The following is a 25,796-nucleotide window of genomic DNA, read 5'->3' as shown; positions in this document are numbered from 1 at the left end:
TTAGTATTACGAGCAAAAAATCTTGCCAACTAGCAAGAAAATAAATAACAAATAAAATAACCAGAGAACCTCTAACCAAGGTATAAAAAACAAGCAAACAAAAACTAATCATTCTTAGGGCGATCTAAGTTGCACTAAGAATTAATATTAATCATCCTAAACCACATTCCATGATCAAAAATTTTACTTTTTGTCTTCGGGCATTGCTTTGCCCAAAAATCTCAAATAGAGATCATTTCTTAATTACATTTTAACAATCGAGTTTCTTCTTTTAAACACTTAAACTTTTAATTAAACTAATAAAATGGTTAAAATTTATACAAGCGTTTGTATTGCCTTGTTTTTATCTGTTTTTGGATCACAATCTTTACATGCCCACGGGGCATGGCTTAAAACGGCTAATGGCAGTTATTTTGTCTTTCAGCAAGATACTACTAAAGCTAAAAAAGATTCGTCCGCCTATTCCATTAAAACTGATACAATTGGTCAAATGGTTAGAGCCTTACAGAAATTTAAAACGGTACGCGATACGATTAACATCCGTTCCTCAACACCTGTTCCCAATTTATCATTACAGCAAATTATTAAAGGTAATCTGGCAGGCGTTTATGTACAGGAACCAAACGGCGAACCTGGGACTGAGCAAAGCATAATTGTTCAGGGAACATCAGGCTTGTTGTTTAACAAGAAAGACATTTATGCTTTACAACCTGCCATTTATTTAAATGGGGTGCCTCTGGTAGCCGATAATCCTTTTGCATTTGATGTACAGAAATACGATTATAACAGGATTGGCCCGGCAACTAATCTTTTATCGCAGGTAGATATCAATAATATACAGTCTATTACGGTAATTAAGGATCCTTTTGAACTGGCTAAACTTGGGCCAAATGCAGCTAATGGGGCTATTTATATCACCACTAAAAACGCCAAGGCCGGCCTTAGGGATATTAGCCTGAATACTTATTTTAGCTATGTGACTGCCCCACAAGTAAATACGGTTAATGGAGTTTACGAAAATAATTTCAGAAATCAGTTTTATCAAAAATATAATCCAGGCGGCAGTCCAGCTTCTTATTTAAGGGATTCTACCAATGTGGCTTATTTCGGACCATCCAACTGGACAGATCTATATTATCAAAATACACCAACCTTTTCGGCCGATTTAGGTATTACCGGAGGTACAGAAAGGGCTAATTTTAGATTCTTTGGTTCTGGTACAAAAAATGCCGGGAATGCCGATGATACGGGCATCGATCGCTACAATTTATTTTTCGGCATCAATATGGCGCCATTTAAATGGCTTACCGTATCAAGTACCGTTAATACGGCACGTTTAGACCGTACCAGGAACAAAAGCCTGCGCGATCGTTTTGCCGAAACACGTTACATACCCGATTTAAGCAGTCCACTTTCTCCAAATGCCGATTCGTATGCTTCTTATTTAACACAGAATGACAGGAATGTAGATAACAACCGTTCTACTGTATTAAATGGAAGTTTAACATTAAGCGCCAAAATAAACAAATTCGTGATCTCAACCACTGGCCTATTCAATTACAATGAAGGCGTTCGCGATTATTTTGTGCCATCAACACTATTGGCAGGGATAAGTTATATATCCAACTATTTTGGTTATAGTCAAAGAGTATCCATCAACAATAGCATTAGCTATAAATATGATATCAATAAAGACCATGTTGTTGATTTTGAAATCGGTCAAAGTTTACAGGGCGACACTTATAAATATAATTACGCCAGGGCTTATAATGGTCCGAATGATTACGTAAAATTATCTTTTGTAGATGGAAATCCAACCAAAGCCGGATCTCCTAATCCAGATTACTTAAATGTATTGACGAACAATAATTTTTATGTATTTAGGTATATCGATAAAGAGCGTAATAACTTAATGTCGTTTTATGGCACGGCTAAATATTCCTATAAAAATTTATTAACACTAAGCGCATTGCTTAGAAGGGATGGTGCTTCTAATGGCCAGCCAGATAGCCGCTGGGTAACTACTCCGGCATTTAGCGTCAACTGGAATTTAAAAGAGCAGTTTCTAAAGGACAATAACACAATTGATGCGCTGCATTTAAGTGCAGCCTGGGGACGTACTTTAAGAATTTTTCAGGATGACCGTTTTGCGGCCGGACCTCAATACCGTTCAGAAAATGGATGGGAAGAAGAACCAACCATACCTGGATACGGTGGTTTATTGGGTATTAACCGCCCATACAATAGTGGTTTTATTGGTTACAACATTAGCTTGCCATTTGCTGATCGGACCAGCATTACCTTAGATGCTTCGTTTTTACACAACCGCATCAATGCTGCGGTAACTGCATATAACCGTAATGATAAAAATAGCGTAATCGGTTTACCTGTACCAGTTGAAACGGGTTATTCTACCGAATACAAATCGGGCATGGACATTAACAACAAAGGGATCGAGCTTTTGGTTAACGGATCGGTTTTACAACAAAAGAACGGTTTGAATTGGAGTACAGGTTTAAACCTGAGCTATAATAAAAACAAGTTATCGGCCTTGCCTGAAGGCTTAAATGAACTGATTTATCAAAACGACAATAAACTTGAGGTCGGCAAATCGGTTGGCAGTTATTGGCTGTACACCAATCAGGGTATTTACAATAGTGATGCTGAGGTACCAGCAGGCAGAACCTTTAATGGTATCCCATTAAAAGCAGGCGATCCGAAATGGGTTGATTATAATAATGATAACCGCATAGATAGTAAGGATAAGATATTAACAGGAGATAGATTGCCAAAATTTGTAGGGGGATGGAACAATACCCTGGCTTATAAAAACTTCGATTTAAACTTCAATTTTATTTTCGCTGCAGGCCAAAAAGCAATTAACCAATACGAAGCCACCCGTTATGGTTTTGTTAACCGCGAGGCTGGAAACGACATCAACTCTGTTAAAGAAGTATCTTCCTGGCAATCTTTTGATAATGAGAAAAACTATCCAATCTATAATCCATGGAGCCCGGTAGATGCCTACCGTACCGATCAGGATCTGTTTTTAGAAAATGCCTCTTACATAAAATTAAGATCGGTTACACTGGGCTACGACTTTAGCAAAATGGGCCTGTTTAAAAAAGCAGGTGGAAAAATAAGAAGAGCTTATTTGTATGCTACCGCCTTAAACGTATTTACACTGACCGATTTTTCAGGCGTTGATCCAGAACTGATCAATTACAATGGAATATACGATGGCGCAAATATCACTATCCCACGCACATTTGTTGTGGGCTTCAAACTGGATTTATAAAATATGACCATAATTAATATGAAATATTCTAATTATAAAATGAGCATCTGCCGAATGGTTGCGCTCGCTTTATTACTAAGCTTGGTTGGTATCGGCAATTTCTCGTGTAAGAAAATTGAAGATGTACAATCCACCAGATTGGCTACCGAAGAAAGCAACTGGAAAACACTTGAAGATGCCAGGGCAAATCTACTTTCGGTATATGGCCTGATGCGTTCGGCTACGGTTTCTGACAATACTCATTGGTTAATGGGCGATCTACGTCAGGGCGACTTTCAGATTACCAATAGGGCAGACTTAAAATCGATAGTTATTGGACAATTAAATGCACAGTATCCGGTAATTAACAGAATTACCAACTGGCGCAGGTTTTATGCTGTAATTAATGCAGCAAGCTTGTTTATTGAACGTTCAAAACAGATTATACCTTTAGATTCGCGTTACACGCAGATAAACAACAATGTAGATGTAGCGCAGGTCAGAATACTAAGGGCTTTTGCCTATTTCTACATGGTCAGGATTTGGGGCGATGTACCTTTGCTAACCTCCTCTCATGATGGCGATTTTATTAAACTGCCAAGAACAGGTAAAGATAAAGTACTTCAGTTTGCCACTTCCGAATTATTGGCTGCGGCACAGGTGGTACCTTTTAAATATGGTGGCGATGATCCAATTCTTCCGGGGCTTTATTACGGTGCAGGTTGGTCAAGCTGGAACGGAAACATCTTTACCAGGCTATCAGCTTATATTATTTTAGGCCATATTGCTGCCTGGCAGGGCAATTATCTGGATGCAGCTACTTATACAAAATTTGTGCTCGATAACTATACCAAATCAAACGGAAGTGGTTCTAACGGTATCGTTTATCTGGATATGGATGCCTTAACAGAGAATGTAAATTACTATAGCCCATTCGCTTTTAAACGTGCAACGGTATTGGTGGGTTTCCCGTTCGAGGCGGGTAACGGTCTATCAACAGCAAATGGGCATATCGAACAATTAACCCTGGCATCACCTTTTATCCCGAAGGCACAGCCGGAGATGTTTGTACCAAAAGACAGTATTCTTAAAATATTTACCGACCCTTATGATTTAAGGTTTAGTGTTAATCCGGTAAATGGTTTATACCGAACCAATTACTTTTACAACTTCACTTCTGAACAACCCATTTTTAACAAGATTAAGGTAATTTATACCGCTCAAACCTCAGGTAATTTAACCCTATTTAGTTCTACCATGCTGTTTAGCCGGATAGAGGAAGTTACCCTGCTGAGGGCCGAAGCATGCGCCGCATTAGGTCAGCGTGATGAAGCCATTTCTGCATTAAATAAAGCATCTAATTTAAGAGGTACCGATCCTTACGATCCGGCATCAGGCAAAAATTTAGTTGATGCTATTTTTGAAGAGCGCAGAAGAGAGTTAATGGGAGAGGGCTGGAGATGGTATGATATTGTACGTTTTAACCGGCTTAAAAATCCTACCGGAACCTTTATCAAGAGAAATGGTACACCACTTACATTCAGGCAATTTGAAAGTATGGGCGGCATTTACTGGCCGGTATCACAAGATGTAATCAATGCGAATCCATTGGTTACCCAAAACGCATACTGGCAATAATCAATTAGAAGATCATGAAAAAGAAATTATATAAGTGTAGCCTTTTTGTGCTACTGGCAGTTATAGGCACTTATTTAAGTGGCTGCAAAAAAAACGACTCGGCTTATTACGATTATACCAATACGGTACAAACATTTAAAGGAACGGCATTGGATTATTTAAAGTCGAAGCCGAATACTTTCGATTCGCTGTTATTGGTACTGGATCGTTTCCCTTTTCTGAAAGATTCGCTAACCAATCAACAGATTACCCTTTTTGCACCTGTAAATGAAAATTTTGCGGCATCGGTTAAATATTTAAACCAATACAGAAAAGCAGAAGGAAGAGGCCCTATTTATTTAAAAACAGGAGATCCCGAACAATTATTGTATATGCTTACCAAGTATATCATCAGAGGGAATAAAACTGCGGATGCTTATGCTGGCAGTGTAGATGGCATTTCGCTAAATGCAATAGGTTTTAATTATCCCATGCACATTAAAGCTGTAAAATCAAATGCTTCAGGTTTTGTAGGTGGGGGTGCCACAACACTCGAGTACAGCGATATGTATGGTTCAACGATTAAAACCAATTGGGTTACCACCAGCACTAACGCCATTAATATCAAAACCAATAACGCGACCATTAACATTTTAACCCCACTGCACAATTTCGGGTTTGATGAATTTACATACAGATTAGACCAATAGCCTTATGAAGATGAAAACTAATAAATACATCCTTACCATAGGAATTATGCTATCAGGCATAATGCTCTTATTGGGGTCGTGTAAGAAAAATTTACCTGACAACAGATTGTCTATCGCTAACGATAGTCAGTATACACAGTTTATATATCAACCTACATTGGGTAGGAATACTTTATTTACAAACATCTTTACCTATGGCAATTCGAGCAGGCCATTAGATTTTAAAATTGTAAACATGCGCACCTTTGGTGGCGAGCCTGCTCCCGAACTTACTAAGTTGTACCCGGTAAAAGTATGGAAAACAGCTTATGATGGTACGGAAAAATCGCTAGCCGAAATTGAGGCCAAGCGAATAATCGAAAACCACCCTTTGTTCGAAGTCCGTCCGCATTCTGGCGAGTTTTTAATGTGGGCAGAGGCCAATTCCAATATGATTAAGGCCCAGCCAGATTCGGGTTATGTTTTTGATGTAGAAATGTCGAATACCGGAGGAAGAAAATATTTTCAAAACTTTCGTCTAAGTCCGCTGCGTGAACGCCCATATGAGCCATCGCCACTTGATCCGGTAACTGGGCAGGGAACATCCACCTCTGTTAGTCCCTCAGACATGTTTATTACAGGTACCAGAACCAATCAATATTTGACTTCCCGTGATGTACAGGTTGTGTTCAATAAACTGCCAAAAGGTTTACCTGGCTATTCGGGGCATAGCATCAGTTTCAAATTTATAGATACGCTCGCTCAGGTTATCGATCCGAATAAGTTCGCCTTAACCGATTGGGGCAATTTGGTACATGGTTTTAATATGGTAAAAGACGCCAGCAAAGTAAAATTCGATGTGGCTTACCCGGTTCCATTAACGGCATACCCTACAAAATTTACCACAAAAGATGGTGGTGCAGCGAGGGTAGTATTCAGATTTGACAGGCAGGCATTTGGCGCTGTTTTACTTCACTGTTATCTGGCCTTAAATTTCAAGATCTATGAGGAGGGCGATTGGGAAATTATTTTCCAGTTTAAGACTGATAAACCAAAATTTGATAACGACTGATGGAACTAACTAAATCAAAACAAAATATATTTCCAATGAAGTATTTTTACAGTATAGTAATTTTATTGATTTTTGGTTTGCACAATCTTGCCTTCGCTCAACAGCAAATAGCGGTTACGGGTACGGTTTATGATGGTGAATCGAAAAAGAAGGAAACCATGCCCGGCGTAAGTATTTTAAGTGGTGGCAGGGTTTTGGGCCAAACCGATGGCGACGGCCGTTTTAGGGTAACCGTAGCATCAAATGCAGAGATTACTTTTAAATATTTAAGTTATATCACCCAAACGGTAAAGGTAAATAACCGAACTACTATTAACCTAACCTTGCAGGGTGATAATACCACGCTTAAAGAGGTACAGGTTACTGCAGGTTATCAAACCAAAACAAGAACCTTAAGTACAGGATCCACCGTAACCATTTCGGGTAAAGATATCCAGGGGCAGCCCGCAAGTGATGTCATGTCGCTTTTACAGGGTAAAGTTGCTGGTCTTAACATCCAGAACAGTACTGGTGCACCAGGTTTTAGGGGCTCTATTACCTTACGTGGTATCTCTAACATTAACATATCTGGTTCCGGAAGCTCTAGTTTCTTAACCCCAACCTCGCCACTGTTTGTAATTGATGGGGTACCTGTTGATGACAATACCAACTATTCATATGGTTTTCAACAGGCTGGGCCAGGTGTATCGCCTATTTCGCAGATCCCACCAGAAGATATAGAAGACCTTACGGTATTAAAAGATGCGGCCGCAACAGCTTTATATGGATCGAGAGGAGCTTATGGGGTAATTTTGGTGACCACCAAACGCGGTAATTCAAAAGTGCCGGTTGTACGTTATAATGGTGCATCATTCTTTTCGATGGTACCTCAGTTACGTAACGTTATTGGAGGTAAAGGTGAAAGGGATCTGCGTATCTGGCAGATTTTGCAGAATGATACCAGTTATAACCATGCGATAGATATGGTCAACTCATCACCAATTTTGTCTGATAGCTTAAATGCTTACTTTAATAACTCAACAGATTGGCAATCCTATTTTTATAGAAACACATTTAACCAAACCCACAATGTGAGCATTTCGGGTGGTGATGTAGCCTTCAACTATAAAGTGGGTGTGGGTGCTTATGATGAAACCGGGATCCAGGAGAATACAGGCTATTCCAGGTACAACCTGAATATGAACATGCAATATAACCCAACCCCTAAATTTAAATTGGTTGGTCAGCTACAAAATTCCATTCAAAAACAGCAAACGGGTAGCGGCAATGGCTTGCTGAATAGCGGTTTAGCCACTACAGGCGCCGCATCCAGTTTATTGCCTTCACCTTCCTTGTTTTCATCACAAAGTGGCGTGTTAGCTCAGCTCCAAACCGATAATGACAATAAGTCACTACAGACTTTTGCGACCATTAATGCTGAATACGAGGTTTTTAAGAATTTTAGGATTTCTACATTTTTAAACTACACCAATAGTACGGGTACAAAAGATAATTTTTCGCCGGCGGCATTAAATGGCAACCAATCGAAATATTATACCTATAACGACCGTGCTACCAAGTTATACAATCGTAACCAGTTCTCTTATGTATATAGTTTAAAGGATGCTGCCGGAGAAGATGCGCATAATTTCAACTTATTTGCCTTTACAGAAATGAACTCCAGCTTTTTTAAAGCAGATGCTATTTTGAACGAGAGGGGAGTTAACGATCAGTTAAGGGGCCCTTTAACTAATATGACCGATTACCTGACCTCGTTAGGTGGAACAATAGATTATACCGATGTAAGAAGCGTTGCTTTTGCTGGTGCATTTTCTTACAACTACAGACAAAAATATGTATTGGACCTTAATTATCGCTTGGATGCCAACTCGGCTAATGGCGAAAATGCCCGTTACATTGCCAATCCATCCATAGCCTTAAAATGGAACTTTAATAAAGAACAGTTTATGGAAAACATCAAATGGATTGATTATGCCGATATCCGTTTAAGTTATGGCTCTAATATACAGCCTGTAGGTGGTATTTTTGATGGTTATGGTAAATATGTAGGTGGAAATCGTTACAATAATGCAAACTCGGTTATATTAGACCTAGCGAGATTGCCGAATTTAGATTTGCAGCCTACCAAAGCAACTACCTATAATGCTGGTGTTGATTTTAGCTTGTTCCAAAACCGTTTTTCATTCGTTTTTGATACTTATTACAAGCAAAACGACAATATTTTCAAATACAAGGATATTTCGAGTACCAATTCATTTGGAAGCATTGCTTCTAATGAGATCAGTAATGTAAACTATGGTTGGGAATTTCAAACAACAGCCCGCCCATTAAGTCCTAATAGCCAGTTTAAGTGGACAATATCTGCAAACTTAGCCATCAACAGAGAAATTCTGGCACAATTGCCTGATGGTTTAAGAGACTATATTTATTATGATAAAGACTTACAACAGGACACCTATTACCGTTTAGGTATCAACTCATTATCGAATTATCTGTACAATACAAAAGGAGTATATTCTACCAATGCTCAGGTTCCTGTTGATCCGAATACCGGTTTGCCCTACCGCGTGGGAGGTACCGGCCGCTTAAATTATTTTAAAGCAGGCGATCCTGTTTTTACCGATCTGGATGGAAATTACGTGCTTGATGGTAATGATAGGGTTATTGCTGGTAATTCGCAGCCGCAGATAACCGGGGGTTTCACTTCATACCTGCAATGGAAAAACTGGAGTGTAGAGGTCAATACTTCCTTTACCCTGATCCGCGATATTATCAATAACCCATTGGGTAAGCAGTTACAGAACTATACTAATTTTAATCAGTTGGGTAGTTTGGTGCCGTTAGATCAGCTAAACTATTGGAGTACAGCTGGTGATGCTGCAACCTATGCCAATCCGCTGGATTTTGTCCGTGCACGTATCATCGATCCTTTTAGATTAAACCAAACGGCATTTCAGGAAGATGGCTCTTATTTTAAGTTAAACTCAGTTAAAGTGTATTACATCTTCGATAAAAAATTTACCAGCAGGTTAGGGATGAACAGGGTAAGCATAAATGCTACTGCCGCCAACCTTGGTTTTATCACGCGCTACTCTGGGCCTAACCCTGAAAATGTAACCAGTTTGGGTAGAGATGATTCAGGAGGTTATCCTTCTCCGCGACAGTTTACCCTAGGCTTAAACATTGAGTTTTAAACAAATTAGACAGATGAAAAATACAAAATATATAATCCTGTTTGCCGCACTGGTATTTACCACAGTTGGTTGCAAAAAGTTTTTAAATGTGACACCCATCGAAGCACAAAGTGGGAACAACTTTTGGAAAACACGCGAAGATGTAGAGGGATTTACAAACGGCATTTACGCAAGGTTAAAATCAAAAGTGGCAGGTACGCCCACTTTCTTTAATGAGGACGACCGGGCATTCTTCCCCGCATTAGAAGTCCGGGGTAATAATGTAGTTGCAAGTGGTATCAGTGGTGATGGTTCTACCATTTTTAATTCATTGGCCAACAACAATATGAAAGCTATTGTTGCCAGTAGCGGAAGGTTTAGTGATATGATGAAAAACATCATGAGCTGGAAAGAATGGTACGATGTGGTCGCAGCATCAAATATTTTATACTTCGAAGTAGATAAGGTGCCATCATCGAGTTTGCCAGATGCTGATAAAAAAAGATATAAAGCCGAGGCTGTATTCTTACGTAACCTGAGTTATATGTTTATCTGCAAGTTATTTGGTGATGCCGTTTATTACACTGATGCCTACCATAGCAGCCCATTAGGCAGAACACCACAAGTAACCGTAATGAACAGGTGTATTGCAGATATGACTACGGCAAAAGCCGATTTGCCATCTGCTTACAACGATGCTACATCTAATGGTTTCAGACCTACCAAGGCATCGGCAGTTGCACTTTTAATGCATTTAAATATGTGGGCCGCCGCCTGGGATACCGATGTTAAAACAAAATATTACGAAGCCGTAAAAACATTGGCCACCGAACTGGATACTTACAGCAATTACAAGATACTGCCCATTACACCTGCAAATACATTAAAGATTTTTAAAGGAAGGAGCAGTGAAAACCTGTTCGGCATTTTACAGGAATTTAACTATGGAGAAGGCTTTTCGTTAACGGCGGGCTACTCTTATTATTTTTCACACTTTCCGTATCAAGGTAATGTAACCAAAACATCAAGTTCAATGTATTACGCAAGCAACTATATGCGTAAGCTTTATCCCCCGGGTTCTCCTGATGCCAGGATAACCACCTGGTTCGAGAATTACGATGCTCAATCTGGATCCTTCCAGTTTAAAAAATTCGCGAATACCTATACAACAGGATCAGGTAATGCGATATCGGTAACAAGTGATGATAGCGCCATTATTTTCAGGTTGCCTGATTGCTATTTATTAACTGCCGAAGCCCTGGCCGAACTTGGTGATGAAAGTGGAGCAAGAGATTTTGCGAATAGGGTAACCATAGCTGCAAACGCACCCCTTATTATCCAGGATGGACAGGATTTGAAGGATGAAATTTATAGGGAAAGATGCAGGGAACTGATTGGTGAAGGACAATTCTATTTTGACCTGGTCAGAACGAAAAGAGTAATCAGTTCCGATTTCACCGGATCGCCAATGTCGGTAGCTAATCTAAACGCAGGGGCGTGGACATGGCCATTAACCATTACTGCTGCCGAGCGTAGTGCGAACCCAAATTTAATCGGTAATAATTTTTGGAACTAATAGATATGATGATGAAAAATTATAAAACACTGCTGTTTTCACTAATCTGTGTATTATCAGTTTTAACCGGCTGCAAAAAATACTATATGGAAACGGGGGTTCATGAGGCAAAATATAATGGAAATATGATGCAGTACATGGAAGAAAAGAAACCGTTTTTCGATTCGACTTTAACGGTTATTAAACTGGCTGGTTTAGCTGACGTAGTAAGCAAAGAGAATATTACATTTTTTGCGCCACCAAGTGGATCCATCTTTAAATCTATCAAGCGCTTGAACATCGAATTAAGGGTAACGGGTAAAGATACCGTTTCCCAATTATCGCAGATAAAACCGGCGGTATGGAAGAATATACTTTCGCAATATATCTTCAAAGGCGCCAGCCGCTTAAAAGATTATCCACAGCGCGATACTTTATCTTATCTCGCTTTCCCTGGCCAGGGTTATACTTCCTATGGTGGCAGGATCATGAATGTAGGGGTGATCTTTAATGACGCAGTGGTGCTCAGCGATAAAGGAGAAGTACTTTCGAGGGTGGCTTATGCTGGTTACCGTCAATTGTATCTAGCCTATATTCCCGATCTGTCCAATCCACAGGTATCATTGGTCAATATTCCGGTCGCCACATCTGATATACAGCCCACCAATGGTGTATTACATGTATTAAATAAAATCCAGCATAATTTCGGCTTTAATACAAATGTTTTTATCGAGCAGGCCATATCTGCAGGTATTAATCCACCAACACCATAGGTCTATTATCTCATCCGAAAATTGAATAAAAATGTTAACTAACATAAAATATAAATTTAAGCTGTTTTTGTTTGGAGCCATAGGCTTAACAACGGCTATTGTTTCTTGCCAAAAAGAAAAAGGACTTACCGAAGACCCTTATGCCGGAGGGAAGAAACCATTGGATCTTACCTTTATTTCTAAAACAATTGAACCAGATGTTGTAAGTCCTGGTGATGTTTTAAGCGTAAGGGTAAAAGGACTGAATAAATACATCAGCGATTTTAAGGTGTATGTAAATGAAATTGAAGCCGAAGTGGTTCCTGCATCTACAAACGACAGTACCTTAACTTTCAAGGTTCCGCTAACGGCCAGTACAGGCAGTATGTGGATTACCTCACAAGGGCAAAGTTTTTTTGGTCCAATAGTAAAAGTAGGTGGCAAACTAAGTGTTGATGCCAACTGGAAAGTAGTTAATGGGGCAACAAATAATACCAATGGCTTTGGTAATAGCTCCATATATGATATTGAGGCATTACCAGGTGGTAACTTTTTCCTGGGTGGCGCGTTTAACGATTTTGAATTAAAAGGAACCGAAAAGCTACCCATTGGAGGCATAGCCCAAATTTTGGGAGATGGTACATACTCAACGAGTGGCGTTAGTTTTGGCAAAGGAGTTGGTGGGGCTGAGAAGTATATCAACTCGATTACCAGGATCCAAACCGGAACCCAGGCAGGTAAATATATTATCGGCGGAAGTTTTACCAGCTTTAATTCTACACGTACAAACCGCCAAACGTTGAACAATGTGGCCAGGTTAAACACTAATGGAAGCTTAGATAGTTTGATCCTCAGGGATGTAATTAACCCAAAACCACAGGAAACGTATAAAAATGGTGATACTGTGAGTGCCTTTAATGCCGGTGTGGATGGCGCTGTTAGAAAAACCTTTGTATTTAATGAACAGGTTTATTTGGTAGGCAACTTTAATAACTACAAACGCATGTATCTGCCAAATTCTAGTTATGATGAGAAGGTTTACGATAATACGAGGATGCGCCAGATGGTAAGGGTAAATATGGATGGTACCATGGATTCTACTTTCCATTATAACAAATCTACCCGTCAAAGTGCTATAGGTGCGAACGGTGTTATCTTAGATGCTATGATGCAAACAGACGGGAAATTAATCTTAGTAGGCACTTTCAGCACGTTTAATGGGGTACAGGCCAATAGAATTGTAAGGATTAACCTGGATGGCAGCGTTGATAATAGCTTTAACGTAGGCTCGGGTGCCAATAGCGATATTCTTTCCATTAGATACAACGCTACCACGAATAAAATTGTGATAGGAGGTTCCTTTACGAGTTTTAATGGTAAAGCGGCCTCGGGTCTTAATCTGTTAAATGCTGATGGCTCTAATGTAACTACCTTTAATGGCCAGGCGGTAACAGGTGGCATTACTAATTTTGTTGGCCAGCTTAACAACGGAAAAATAATTGTAGCCGGCTCTTTTAATAAATATGGCGATTATCTGCGCCAGGGTTTTATGGTATTGGAAGCCAATGGACAGTTGGCGGTTGGCTATAACAATACAGGTGGTTTTCAAGGTTTTATTTACGATATGGTAGAAACCACGATCTCAAATGGCTCGCAGGTAATTTTAGTGGGCAATATTCTACGTTTCAATGGTACGTTGCCCCACAACCTGTTGCGTCTTAATTTTTCTAATTGATCAATATATTTCAAATATAATAACAGATGAAAAAAGGATTTACATTAACTACAACCTTAAAATATTTTGGCCTCGGCCATGGTATTTGGGTTATTCCTTATGGCCACTGGGTGTAATAAGGATTTTGAAAATACATTGCCGAAAAACTTTAGAAACGATACATTAGGTTTAGGAGCAGGGAAAAAGGTACTTTATATTGTTTTAGATGGCGTAACAGGTGCGGCAATAAAAACACTCGCACCTACCAATTTAGCTCAAATTAATGCAAAGGCTACCTATACCTATGATGGTTTGGCCGATAACAAATACAATGTGATTACCAATGCATCTGCCTGGACAACGATGTTAACAGGTTATGATTATACCAAACACCATGTAACCACCGAAGATTTTGCGGGTTTAAACTTACAAAATACACCTACTATCTTTACCCGCATCAACAGTTCGATTATCAACGCAAGGACGGTTTCTATCGCATCAACTTCAGTTTTTAATGATAAACTGGCGGCCGATGCAACCGTAAAACAGACCGTAGCCGATGATGCCGCGGTAAAAACAGGAGTAGTTACCGAGTTAATCACCAACAGCCCGTCTATAGTTGTTGCACAGTTTCATAGTGCCGAAACTGCAGGTGCAGCCAATGGTTATACCGCTGGTACACCTGCTTATGCAGCTGCTATTAAAAATATTGATGGTTATATTGGTGAGATACTAACGGCGCTAAAAGCCAGAAAAGGTTATGCGGGAGAAAACTGGTTGGTGATCATTGCTTCTAATAAAGGTGGCGGACCATCTGGTGGTACTCCGGGCTCAAATATTTTTAATGATGCTTCCCGAAATGCTTATATCGCTTTTTATAATCCAAGGTTTTTGTCGGTACAGATTACGCAGCCTGATCCAAGCAGTTACCCATTTGTAGGTACGGCTCCTCGTTTTGTGGCTACTACCTCTTCAAATGTTACCGCTACACAAAACAGCACCACATTAGGCAATTTTGGTACTACTGGAGATTATACTTTCATGTTCAAATTTAGAGACGATTACGGGCAGGCGAATTATTATCCAATGTTTTTGGCAAAAAGAGGTCCTTTCGATTCTGTTACCTCAACAGGGTGGGGCTTTTTATTTGGGGCTAACTCCGCGCAGTTAGATTGGGGCGGTAGTCCACGTCCTGGTTTTGGTATCGATATCCGTGATGGACGCTGGCATACCGTAGCCTTTACTATAAGCCTGCTAAATGCAGTAAGAACACTTACGTTATATGTTGATGGTTTAACGAGATATTCAGGGTCTATAAACGGAAAAAATATTGATAACAGCATACCACTCAGGCTGGGTGGTAACGTTGGAAGCGATGGTAATACCCAAACCAATATTTTAATTAGAGATGTAGCTTTGTTTAATGTGGCCTTGTCTGCTACCGATGTAGCCGCGATCATGAGAACACAGATTAAGCCTAGTACTCCATTTTTTAACAACTTATTAGGCTTTTGGCCAGGGAACGAGACAAGCGGTACTGTAATGCTTGATCAATCGGGTAAAGGAAATAATTTTACCTATAGTAGTAATGTAGCATTTGCCAATTTCGAAGAAATTTCTCCTAATATCTCACCTGATATTTCGCCAGCAGCCTACACCGCTGTTCCAAACGGTGTAGATATTCCGGTGTTGATTTACAACTGGTTAAATATTGCTGTTTCCAGCCAGTGGGGTTTAACCGGTAGAGTATACAGTCCAACTGTATCATTACCAACTAATTAATTTTAAATATTGATAAGATGAAATTTAATCAGCTAACTAAAATATTTGGCCTATTTCTTTTACTTGCATTTACTGCTTGTAAAAAATATGGTTATGAGGTTCCGGATGGTTATCCGGATAATTCACAGAATGCGGCCGACGGAACGATCGATACCAATATGAAATTGATCGATAAATCGATGTATGCCAAGGCAAGGGTATTTCCTGGTTTGGTAGATCAATCGGAGCCTAGGGTAAAAGATACCCAGTTTACACTTAATCTTAACTTTACCGATCAAACGGCACAGAATTTAAGGATTTCGGTTGCGCCATCGCCGCAATATAGCACGGGTTATTATGCTGCTCCTGGAGAATTGATCAAAATTGTGGTGCCAGCAGGAGTTGATGGGTTAACCGTACAAATTGGTGCGCATACTGATAACCTTGCTGGTAAATCGCCATTATTACGCGATCCCGTGATTTACAACAGAAAGCAATTGGTTTCAGGCGTTAATTATATCCGTAACCTTTATGGTGGACATATTTACATCTTAGCTTCCTTCGCTTACCCTAATCCGATTACTTTCACCATTACTGGTGCTGTAGTATCGCCCGATTTTATTTTGGGCCAAACCAACGATGCTGATTGGGTAGCCAAGGTAAAAGCCTCACAGGTTCCTTGGTTAGAGTTAAGGGCTAAAAGTGTTATTTTTACTATCCCCAGAGATAAGGTAATGGCTACTTTTAATTCTAGCGAACCTTTTACAAATCCTACAGCTGTATTTACCCGATGGAATGATGTTTTCGATCTCGATTATAATGCCTGGATGGGTTTATCAGATAATGCCGTCGATATTAGAGACAGAAGCCCGCAAAGTCAATGGCGTGGCATACTCGATATTCAGCTTAGCGCTGGTTATGGCCACTCTGGTTTTCCTTTTGTAGGCCTGAACGATTCTTATTGGTTTGCCAGTTTTACCAGTTTAAATTCGATTACCACCAGTTCTGGTCAATGGGGTACTTATCACGAGTTTGGTCACAACTGTCAGCAGGGAAGTATCTGGAGTTGGAGTACTTTGGGCGAAACCACTAATAATCTATTCAGCTTTAAAGTAGCCAATAGGATTGGAGCCAATTATAATATCCTGCATCCAGCAGTTTCGAGCGGTTTTCCTAAGGCAATTACTTATGCGAGTGGTTCTGGTACCAAAAATTTTGATACTGATGCCGCCATGAACGCTGTAGATGAGGCACCATTTATGAAAATGACACCATTTGTGCAGATTTTTGAAAAATACGGATATGGTGCAATGACTTATTTATACACGGAGGCCCGCCATGCAGAGCGTTTAAATACTAACGACATTACCAAACATAATTTCGTTTACGAAAAACTGTCTGATTATACTAAAACGGATTTATCGCCATTTTTCGGCGCATGGGGGATTTTAATCAGCGATGCTGTAGTGGCGAAGGTGAATGCCAAGTACCCAACCCTAAAAACTGCTTTATGGACTTATAACCCATTAACTAAAACAGGCGGAACCGGGCCAGTTACTTATACCACTACAGTGGTATCAGTAAGTTCAGCTCAATCGGGCGATGGAACAACTGCTGCCCTGGTTGATGGTATAGTTTCTGCAGCATCTTATTGGCATTCAAACTATGGAACAGCAACAGCAACAAACACATTAGGTTACCCTATTAATATTGTTTTAGGTACAGGATCACCCATTCCTATAGCGGTTAAAGGGGTAACTTTTGCACAAAGACAAAATAATAGTGGTGGTTATGTAAAAGATGTAGAAATATTGAGCAGTACCGATAATGTAAATTTTGTAAGCGTAGGTACTACCACTTTACCCCAAAATACTGCAATTTACAATTTTAACTTTCCAGGCGGAAATGTTAGTGCCAAGTTTATCAAAGTGGTAATCAAAAGCGGTGTGAATGCTGTATATGCCAACTTATCAGAGTGTAACCTTATTAAACCTTAATGGCGCTTTATTATGAAAACGAACAATAAAATATATAATATAATCTTTTGTGTTTGCGCAATAGGCATATTGGGGTTTGCTAGCTGCAAAAAATATGCTAATCCGCCAGCGATATACGAAGAACTCAAGCCTCTATCGGCTGGGCAACGCAAAATTTTGGTGATCAGCATTGATGGTTTAACAGGAGCAGAATTACAAACTGTTGCACCAACCAACATTACAGCGCTGCAAAAGAATTCTAAATATTCCTATAATACGTTAAAAACTGCCTCTGATGCAGCCGGATGGGTATCAATGTTAACAGGTACCAGTTTTGTGAAACATCAGATTAGTACAGATAATTTTGAACGTACAGCTGGCTCAAGTAATGATGAACATGCACCAATTGTATCCTATCGGAATGTATTCGATTATATTACCCAATATAAATCCGTAAAGACCGCTTTAGTTACCCCTTGGGCCAATTTACGGAACTATATGAAAAATGCAGATTTTGCCCCAGTGGTATCAACCGATTTGGCTGTTAAAGACAGTACAGTAAGCATTCTGAACAGCCAAACAGGCCTGGGTACCATCTTTGTTAATTTTAGAGAAGTAGAAGCTGCAGGTGCTAATGGGGGTTATGTAGCCACCAATACCAACTACAAAAACGCCATTGTTAAAGCTGATGAATATGTTGGTCATATTATGACAGCTCTAAAAGCCAGAAAAAACTATGTCAACGAAGATTGGTTGGTTATTGTAACCAGTAACCATGGCGGTAGTAGTGCAAATCCAACCAACGGTTTTACCTTGGTGTACAACCCAGCGTTTAAACCTTTTGAATTAAAAAAATCGGGTTTTAATCCAGTTATTTTTGGTACCACTACATCGAAAGCTGAAGCACCTAATGACAATAATCTCTATGACGTTGGGGATACGAAGAGTATTACTGTTCAAATGGATGTTAAATTTAATAGTACAAACGTTAATTACCCAACCTTCTTCAGTAAGAGTACAAATTTGAACGGTTCAACCATCACGGGTTGGCAATGGGGCCATTATGGTGACAAGTGGTTAGTTACCGTAGGAGGGTCAGCAAATGGAGGATCTGGAAAACAAGAAATCGTTGCCACTACAGCACCTGGTACCGACTGGCATACACTAACAATGAGTATTAATACTACCGTTAATGGATCAGGGGTAGCAACAGCAAGATCGCTTAAAGTGTATATTGATGGGAAATTGGAAGCAACTGCAGATATTTTAGCTAAAAAAAGTTTAACTACTTCTGAATTACTTAGAGTTGGCCATAGAAAAGGTGACACGGACACGCCTACGCCATTTTATGGCGCTAACCTAGCTTTTTTTAATGTAGCTTTAAGTGATGCCACCATAAAAGCAAATATTGGTTTAAAAGACATCACCAAACACCCCAATTATGCTAATTTAATTGGCTTTTGGCCAATGGATGAGGGAACAGAGGGGACATTTTTTAATAAGGCACCTGTGGGTTACAACATGTCGCTTTCTGGAGTATACAGCTGGGCTAATTTAGGTAATTCTTATCCTCCCGGAACAACGCAAGAACCTGTAACATCATCTTTATCCATTCCGTCCACGGTGAGTGATGTATCAGCTTTAGCATTATACTGGATGAATATTAATATTCTTTCTGATTTCGGTTTCGATGGTAAACCTTACCTTAAAAACTTTGAAATAGAATTTTTAAAATAGTAGTTAGTTTAGTTAGTGAAACCCTTGCCGCCTTTTGGTGGCAAAGGGTTTTTTCTGTTTAATGCATAGTGATGCTGTATTGCATATCATTTGAGGTATCGCTCAAGGGCTTAATTTTCTTAACTGCTTAATGGTGAAAAAAAATGACTGTTAATTTTTAAATTAGGAGAAGCATGTTAAGCTAATAAAATAAACTCCTCGGTAACATCTTTAAAACTCAAACGTTTGCGCGAAAACATTTTTATCATTATCATTTAATCCTCAGTAATTTGGAGCAACAAACCAAAATTATACACACAAAATGAAGAGAAAATTAACCATTTTATTTACATCCTTATTTATTGCAGGGCAGATCAGTGCACAAGATTTACCTTTCGAACTGCAAACGCCCGAAGTTGTTTCGCTTAACCGTTTACCCATGCGGGCATCGGCTTTTGCCTTCGAAAATCAGGAACTGGCCTCCAAAAGAGCGAAAGAAAAATCAACATACTTTTTATCGTTAAACGGAACATGGAAGTTTAACTGGGTAAAAGATCCACGTAAACGGCCTGCAGATTTTTATAAAGTAGATTTTGATGATAAAGCATGGGACAACTTTAAAGTGCCTGCCAACTGGGAAGTGAATGGTTACGGACTTCCCATTTATGTAAACCAACCTTATGAATTTGCCGGCCGGCAGTTAACAGGTGCAAAAATGAACCCGCCGTTCGATATTCCTGCTGATAATAATCCGGTAGGTTCCTACCGCAAGAAAATTAATATTCCAACCAATTGGGATGGCAGGCAGGTGTTTATCAGTTTAGGTGCAGTTAAATCTGCTTTTTACATCTGGGTGAACGGCAAAAAAGTAGGTTACAGTGAAGATAGCAAACTAGCTGCAGAATTCGATATCACCAAATATGTTAAACCAGGCGAAAACACCATTGCCTTACAGGTTTACAGATGGAGTGATGGAAGTTATTTAGAATGCCAGGATATGTGGCGCATATCGGGAATAGAGCGCGAAGTTTACTTATACTCGACACCAAAATTAGATATCCGCGATTTCAAAGTGGTGGGTGGATTAGATGCAACTTACACCAACGGTTTGCTGAATGTAGATTTAGCAGTCGAAAATTATAAAATAGATCAACGCACCAATCATAGTCGTCCGGATAGTTTTTATGTAGCACTCGATCTGGTAGATGCCAAAGGGAACAATGTATGGAAAGATGCGACTACGCTTCAAAAAGTGTTGGGTAATTATAAAACCAATCTTTCTTTCAAAACCCAGATCAGCAATGTAAAAAACTGGTCGGCAGAAATTCCTTATTTATATACTTTATACATTACTTTAAAAGATAAAAACGATAAAATCATTGAAGTGATCCCACAACGGGTCGGTTTCCGTTCGGTGGAAATTAAAGGAAGCGATTTATTGGTTAATGGTAAACGTGTATTTTTAAAAGGTGTAAACAGGCACGAGCATAATGCCACTCAAGGCCATACTTTAACCCATGCCGATATGGAAAAAGATATGGAAATGATGAAAAAGCTCAATGTAAATGCTGTTCGTCATTCGCATTATCCGCCAGATCCTTATTGGATGGAACTTTGCGATGAATACGGTTTGTATGTAATTGATGAAGCCAATATCGAATCGCATGGACGTTATTACAGTTTAGAAACCTCATTTGCCAACGATAAACAATGGCGTGTTCCTCACCTTGAGCGTATTACAAGAATGTATGAGCGTGATAAAAACCATGCATCGGTAATTACCTGGTCCTTAGGTAACGAAGCTGGTAATGGCGTTAACTTTTACGAAGCTTACCAATGGCTTAAAGGAAAAGATTTCCGCCCGGTACAGTACGAAAGGGCTGAGAGTGATTTCAATACTGATATGATTGTTCCGCAATACCCTTCACCGAATTATCTGCCACGTTATTCAAAACAGGATAAAGAAACACGTCCGTTCATTATGAGCGAGTATGCGCACATTATGGGCAATAGTTTGGGTAATTTTAAAGAGTATTGGGATGCCATTGAAAACAACCCAAAACTACAGGGTGGTTTCGTTTGGGAATGGATAGATCAATCTATCGATACCGTTAAAAATGGCAAACGCATTATGGCTTATGGTGGTGATTTCCCGCTAAGTGACCCCGTTGACGAAAACTTTAGCGATAACGATTTTTGCGTAAAGGGTGTGGTTACCGCATATCGCGGCATGACACCAATGGCAGTAGAATTGAAAAAAGTACATCAATATATTAAAACTACTTTTAATGGAACTAACCAGATTAATGTAAACAACAGCTACTTCTTTAAGGATATCAGCAATGTACAACTCAATTGGGAAGTGCTGGAAGATGGGAAAATAATTCAAAGTGGTGTGGTAAGCAATTTGAATATTGGTCCACGTCAAACACAAATGTTAAGCCTGCCGTTTAAAACGAATTATGCTGCGGGCAAAGAATATTTTTTAAATGTGCATTACCGTTTAAAAACAAATGAACCATTTTTAGAAAAAGGGTATGAAATTGCCTACGAGCAAATTGCGCTAGCTGGTTCACCAAAAGCCAGTGTTTACGCCGCAAACAAAAAAGCTTTAAAAGTTGAGCAAACCGCAGAAAAAGCTGTGGTTAAAGGAAGCGATTTTACGATTACTTTCGATTTAACTAAAGGAACGTTAACCAGTTATGTTTCTAAAGGACAAGAATTATTGGCTTCAGGTCCACAGCCAGGCTTTTACCGTGCACCAACTGATAACGATATCGGCGCAGGTTTAAATACCAGATTACGCATGTGGCGCAATGTGTACCAGGATAATAATACAGGCAATATTAAATCTACTGTAAATTCAACTGTTGACGGTTTTACTTTAACCGTTAAATCATCTTTACTTAAAGGTGATGCTGAAACCACACAAGAATTTAATGTATCTGCTGATGGAACAATTAAAGTAAACAATCAATTCAAAGCAGTAACAGGCAACTACAAAAGTTTAATGCGTATCGGCAACGATCTACAGCTGAAAAACGATTACAGTAACATCCAATGGTATGGCCGTGGTCCGGGCGAGAACTATGTAGATAGAAAAACAGCATCGTTAATTGGCACTTACCAATCAACAGTTTCTGATCAGTATTTCCCTTATGCTCGCCCACAGGAAAGTGGTAACAAAACCGATGTACGTTGGGTAACTTTTACTAATAAAGCAGGTAAAGGTTTACGTTTTGAATTTGCCGATCAGTTATTGAACTTTAATGCATTGCCCTATTCAGTAGAAGATTTAGATCCCGAGGCCGAGAAAAAACAATACCACTCTGGCGAACTGGTAAAACGCAATCAGATTTATGTGCATATGGATATGCAACAGTTAGGTGTTCAGGGGATAGATAGCTGGGGTTCTATGCCATTAATCCAATACCAGATTCCTTTTAAAGATTACCAGTATAGCTATTATATCAAACCGGTTAAATAATATAGATGGTTCATCATTCCCAACTTGATTGGGAACCACGCAGTGCTCATCGAAGATAATCTTAATGCTTTCGCTAGGTTTATATTGCATAAGATTCCCGCCTGCGCGGGAATGACGACTATCTTCCTAAAGAATTGAAGAACTTTCTAATCAAAGAATCATATGAAATTTATCAAGATCTGTTTTGTCTTATTATTATTTGTTCAAATTAGCTTTGCCCAAGAGCTAAAGTTAGCTGCAACACCGCCGATGGGCTGGATGAGCTGGAACATTATGTCCGAAAATCCGAACGAAAAAGATATTAAAGAAATGGCTGATGCAATGGTTGCCAGTGGAATGTTGAAAGCGGGCTATCAGTATATTTTTTTAGATGATTGCTGGCAGGGTGGCCGCGATAATAAAAACAAAATTATCGCCGATCCAAAGAAATTTCCTTCAGGCATTAAATCCCTGGCCGATTACCTGCACACCAAAGGGATGAAATTGGGTATCTACTCTGATGCTGCTCCTTTAACCTGTGGTGGTTACACTGCAAGTTTAAATTTCGAAGATAAGGATGCCAAAACATTTGCCTCGTGGGGGATCGACTATTTAAAATACGACTATTGCAATGCCCCAGAGGATGTTGAAACTGCTAAAGCCCGTTATGGCAAAATAGCCCAGGCGCTGCGCAAATCGGGTAGAGATATTGTGCTGGGAATTTGTGAATGGGGCCCACGAGAACCCTGGAACTGGGGAGCGCAGGTTGGAGGACAAAGCTGGCGTACTACTTATGATATCAGAGATAAATGGAATGATACAGAAGGTAAGGGTGGGGTAGGTATTTATGATGTGGTAGATAAAACAGCTGGTTTGGCTAATTTTTCTGGTCCGGGTAAATGGAATGATGGAGATATGTTGGTTGCAGGTTTACACGGTACAAAAGGCCCTTCATCAGCTTTTAACGGCAAAGGGTGCACCCAAGCCGAATATCAAAGTCAAATGAGTTTATACAGTATGCTTAATTCACCGTTATATGCAAGCTGCGATATCCGTAAGATGGACAATGAAGCAAAAACCATTTTTACAAATGAAGAAGTAATTGCATTAAATCAGGATGCTTTAGGCAAACAAGCTGAAAGAAAAATTAAAACCGATATCTGGGATGTTTTTGTCCGTCCTTTAGCCAATGGAGACTTCGCCATCGCGATTTTAAATAAATCGGCATCTGGTCAAACGGCAAAAATAAATTTTGTCGAATTAGGCCTGACTGATAAATATGAAATTAAAGACTTATGGCAGCATAAAGTAATTGGCAAAAATAACAAATGGAATGGTGAAGTAACTGCTCACGAAACCAAGGTTTTCCGCTTAAAAAAAGTATAACCAACCTCAATAACAAACCGAACACAAATGAAATTACTATTATCCCTTGCATTAGTAGCAACAGGCTTAAGCAGCTTTGCTCAGGATGCAGCAAAAGATCCTGCAACGGTTGTCATCTCGCCACAGCACACTCTTTCAAAAAACGACACGGTTTTTAGAAAAGCCATTGCCAAATGGAGCGATGAAACTTTAAAAAGTACCGATTATAAGAATATCAAAGCACAACCATCAGCTGAGATTTTTCCAGGTACGGTAAAAATGGGTTTTCAGTTTGTAAATAAAACGGTAAGCATCGAACACAAAAAAATGGCCGATAGTTTAGTGTCTATTGTGTCAACCCTGGGGTATTCGGGTTATGACAATGCTACGATGTATAGTACCGGTTTATATGCAAAAGCAGGCGAGTATATTGAAATTGATGTACCCAAAAACACCAATGTTAGCGAACTTGAAGTTCAGATTGGTGCGCATAGCGATCGTTTGAACTATTGGGTAGCAGGCAAAGAAGATTGGCGCAGGATGCCAATTATAACTAAGAAACAGCAATTGGTTATTGGAAAAAATAGATTGACCTCACCTTTTGGCGGCCTGATTTATATCAATATTAAACCTAAAGCGGAAAGCAGAAAAATTGACTTCAAAATTAGCCATGCCGTTGTTGCACCACTTTTTGTGTTGGGAAAAAGCACGCAAAGCGATTGGGAAAATCAATTAAAAAGCAATAAAGCACCCTGGGGGGAAATGGCTACTGAAAATGTGATTTTGACTTTGCCTGATAGTGTGCTGCAAACCATCAAAAATCCTGAAGAAGTATTAAAACTATGGGATTTAGTTGTACTTGGAGAATTGGACCTTGCCAATATGCCAGCGCCGTTTTACAGGGCACAACGGATGGTACCAGATGAGCATATTGGTGGAGGATACATGCATAGCGGTTATCCGATCATGATTCATCATTCGCCATCGAGAAAAATGCTCTCGAACGAAATTATGGCCAACCCTGAGTTATTGATGAAACCAAGCAAAGGAGGTGCGAATTGGGGCTTCTTCCATGAAATCGGCCATAACATGCAAAACTTGAACTGGGTTTTTGGTGGTACTACCGAAGTAAGCAATAACTTCTTTTCGATCTATATGTTCGATAGGTTAATGGGCGGACGAGACGATTCGCATACGGGTGTATCAAGTGCAAATACACAGAAGATGATGAAAAAATATTTTGCCGAAGGTGCCAGTTATGAAAAATGGAAAAGTGATGCTTTTTTAGGCTTGATCATGTTCCGTCAAATGCAGGAAGGTTTTGGATGGGAAAGCTTTAAGGCTTTTTTTAAAGAATACCAAAAAATCGGACCAGGTATTGGCAGCTTAAATGATCAACAAAAACGCGATTTATGGGTAAAAACGTATTCTAATGTGGTGAAAAGAAATTTAGCGCCGTTTTTTAACACCTGGGGCGTTGGAATAAGTGAGGAAACACAGAAAGAACTAAGCGGACTTCGTAATTGGAAACCATATAATTTTCCTCCGGTAAACTAACTGTAAAGCTTCTAGACCTATGAGGTTTCTTCAGCATGTTGCCAATAAACCTCATAGGCCTCAAGGGATGTAGCGTTTCTATTTTGTTTTTCGTTTTAGGTTAAAT

At 39.5% G+C, this 25,796-nt stretch carries 14 protein-coding genes; all 14 read left to right on the top strand.

The window, feature by feature from the left end; genetic code table 11:
* Positions 1 to 304 precede the first annotated feature (304 nt).
* The 14 genes from QF042_RS19675 to QF042_RS19610 all read left to right on the top strand — a co-directional run bounded on the left by QF042_RS19675 (position 305) and on the right by QF042_RS19610 (position 25,690).
* Positions 305 to 3,298, top strand: a complete 2,994-nt coding sequence (locus tag QF042_RS19675; RefSeq protein WP_307531569.1) for a SusC/RagA family TonB-linked outer membrane protein — start codon at positions 305 to 307, stop codon at positions 3,296 to 3,298.
* 3 nt (positions 3,299 to 3,301) lie between these two features.
* The gene (locus QF042_RS19670) at positions 3,302 to 4,915 is read left to right on the top strand and encodes a RagB/SusD family nutrient uptake outer membrane protein (RefSeq protein WP_307531567.1); all 1,614 of its coding nucleotides are present in this window, start codon (positions 3,302 to 3,304) and stop codon (positions 4,913 to 4,915) included.
* A gap of 14 nt (positions 4,916 to 4,929) precedes the next feature.
* Positions 4,930 to 5,604: a hypothetical protein gene (locus QF042_RS19665; RefSeq protein WP_307531565.1), complete on the top strand. Its 675-nt coding sequence runs from the start codon at positions 4,930 to 4,932 to the stop codon at positions 5,602 to 5,604.
* Between the two features lie 10 nt (positions 5,605 to 5,614).
* Positions 5,615 to 6,655 (top strand): DUF5007 domain-containing protein, encoded by a 1,041-nt coding sequence (locus tag QF042_RS19660; protein ID WP_307531564.1) that lies wholly within the window; start codon positions 5,615 to 5,617, stop codon positions 6,653 to 6,655.
* Between the two features lie 35 nt (positions 6,656 to 6,690).
* Positions 6,691 to 9,849, top strand: coding sequence for a SusC/RagA family TonB-linked outer membrane protein (locus QF042_RS19655; RefSeq protein WP_307531562.1), 3,159 nt, complete (start codon positions 6,691 to 6,693; stop codon positions 9,847 to 9,849).
* A 13-nt stretch (positions 9,850 to 9,862) separates the two neighbouring features.
* Positions 9,863 to 11,404, top strand: coding sequence for a RagB/SusD family nutrient uptake outer membrane protein (locus tag QF042_RS19650; protein WP_307531560.1), 1,542 nt, complete (start codon positions 9,863 to 9,865; stop codon positions 11,402 to 11,404).
* A gap of 5 nt (positions 11,405 to 11,409) precedes the next feature.
* On the top strand, positions 11,410 to 12,156 hold the full coding sequence (locus QF042_RS19645) for a fasciclin domain-containing protein (RefSeq protein WP_307531559.1): 747 nt from the start codon (positions 11,410 to 11,412) through the stop codon (positions 12,154 to 12,156).
* Positions 12,157 to 12,187: 31 nt separating this feature from the next.
* A complete protein-coding gene (locus tag QF042_RS19640; RefSeq protein ID WP_307531558.1) occupies positions 12,188 to 13,870 on the top strand; it encodes a DUF5008 domain-containing protein in 1,683 nt (560 codons plus the stop codon).
* Positions 13,871 to 13,969: 99 nt separating this feature from the next.
* Positions 13,970 to 15,631, top strand: a complete 1,662-nt coding sequence (locus QF042_RS19635) for a LamG-like jellyroll fold domain-containing protein (RefSeq protein WP_307531556.1) — start codon at positions 13,970 to 13,972, stop codon at positions 15,629 to 15,631.
* Positions 15,632 to 15,648: 17 nt separating this feature from the next.
* Positions 15,649 to 17,607, top strand: coding sequence for a M60 family metallopeptidase (locus QF042_RS19630; RefSeq protein WP_307531554.1), 1,959 nt, complete (start codon positions 15,649 to 15,651; stop codon positions 17,605 to 17,607).
* A gap of 12 nt (positions 17,608 to 17,619) precedes the next feature.
* Positions 17,620 to 19,323: an alkaline phosphatase family protein gene (locus QF042_RS19625; protein ID WP_307531552.1), complete on the top strand. Its 1,704-nt coding sequence runs from the start codon at positions 17,620 to 17,622 to the stop codon at positions 19,321 to 19,323.
* 301 nt (positions 19,324 to 19,624) lie between these two features.
* Complete coding sequence (locus tag QF042_RS19620; RefSeq protein WP_307531550.1) at positions 19,625 to 22,789, top strand: glycoside hydrolase family 2 TIM barrel-domain containing protein; 3,165 nt, start codon at positions 19,625 to 19,627, stop codon at positions 22,787 to 22,789.
* A gap of 162 nt (positions 22,790 to 22,951) precedes the next feature.
* Positions 22,952 to 24,154: a glycoside hydrolase family 27 protein gene (locus tag QF042_RS19615; protein WP_307531547.1), complete on the top strand. Its 1,203-nt coding sequence runs from the start codon at positions 22,952 to 22,954 to the stop codon at positions 24,152 to 24,154.
* 27 nt (positions 24,155 to 24,181) lie between these two features.
* Entirely contained in the window at positions 24,182 to 25,690 is a 1,509-nt protein-coding gene (locus QF042_RS19610) for a M60 family metallopeptidase (protein ID WP_307531545.1), read from the top strand.
* The last annotated feature ends 106 nt before the right edge of the window (positions 25,691 to 25,796 follow it).

This window comes from Pedobacter sp. W3I1 (assembly GCF_030816015.1).
Taxonomy (GTDB): domain Bacteria; phylum Bacteroidota; class Bacteroidia; order Sphingobacteriales; family Sphingobacteriaceae; genus Pedobacter.
The sequence above is the reverse complement of the archived record's forward strand: the minus strand, read 5'-3'. Positions and strand labels throughout refer to the sequence as shown.

Coding starts and splice junctions, on each gene's coding strand:
- QF042_RS19670 (WP_307531567.1), top strand. CDS start 3,302: ATGACCATAATTAATATGAAATATTCTAATTATAAAATGAGCATCTGC.
- QF042_RS19630 (WP_307531554.1), top strand. CDS start 15,649: ATGAAATTTAATCAGCTAACTAAAATATTTGGCCTATTTCTTTTACTT.
- QF042_RS19645 (WP_307531559.1), top strand. CDS start 11,410: ATGATGATGAAAAATTATAAAACACTGCTGTTTTCACTAATCTGTGTA.
- QF042_RS19650 (WP_307531560.1), top strand. CDS start 9,863: ATGAAAAATACAAAATATATAATCCTGTTTGCCGCACTGGTATTTACC.
- QF042_RS19640 (WP_307531558.1), top strand. CDS start 12,188: ATGTTAACTAACATAAAATATAAATTTAAGCTGTTTTTGTTTGGAGCC.
- QF042_RS19620 (WP_307531550.1), top strand. CDS start 19,625: ATGAAGAGAAAATTAACCATTTTATTTACATCCTTATTTATTGCAGGG.
- QF042_RS19655 (WP_307531562.1), top strand. CDS start 6,691: ATGAAGTATTTTTACAGTATAGTAATTTTATTGATTTTTGGTTTGCAC.
- QF042_RS19675 (WP_307531569.1), top strand. CDS start 305: ATGGTTAAAATTTATACAAGCGTTTGTATTGCCTTGTTTTTATCTGTT.
- QF042_RS19625 (WP_307531552.1), top strand. CDS start 17,620: ATGAAAACGAACAATAAAATATATAATATAATCTTTTGTGTTTGCGCA.
- QF042_RS19665 (WP_307531565.1), top strand. CDS start 4,930: ATGAAAAAGAAATTATATAAGTGTAGCCTTTTTGTGCTACTGGCAGTT.
- QF042_RS19635 (WP_307531556.1), top strand. CDS start 13,970: ATGGCCACTGGGTGTAATAAGGATTTTGAAAATACATTGCCGAAAAAC.
- QF042_RS19615 (WP_307531547.1), top strand. CDS start 22,952: ATGAAATTTATCAAGATCTGTTTTGTCTTATTATTATTTGTTCAAATT.
- QF042_RS19660 (WP_307531564.1), top strand. CDS start 5,615: ATGAAAACTAATAAATACATCCTTACCATAGGAATTATGCTATCAGGC.
- QF042_RS19610 (WP_307531545.1), top strand. CDS start 24,182: ATGAAATTACTATTATCCCTTGCATTAGTAGCAACAGGCTTAAGCAGC.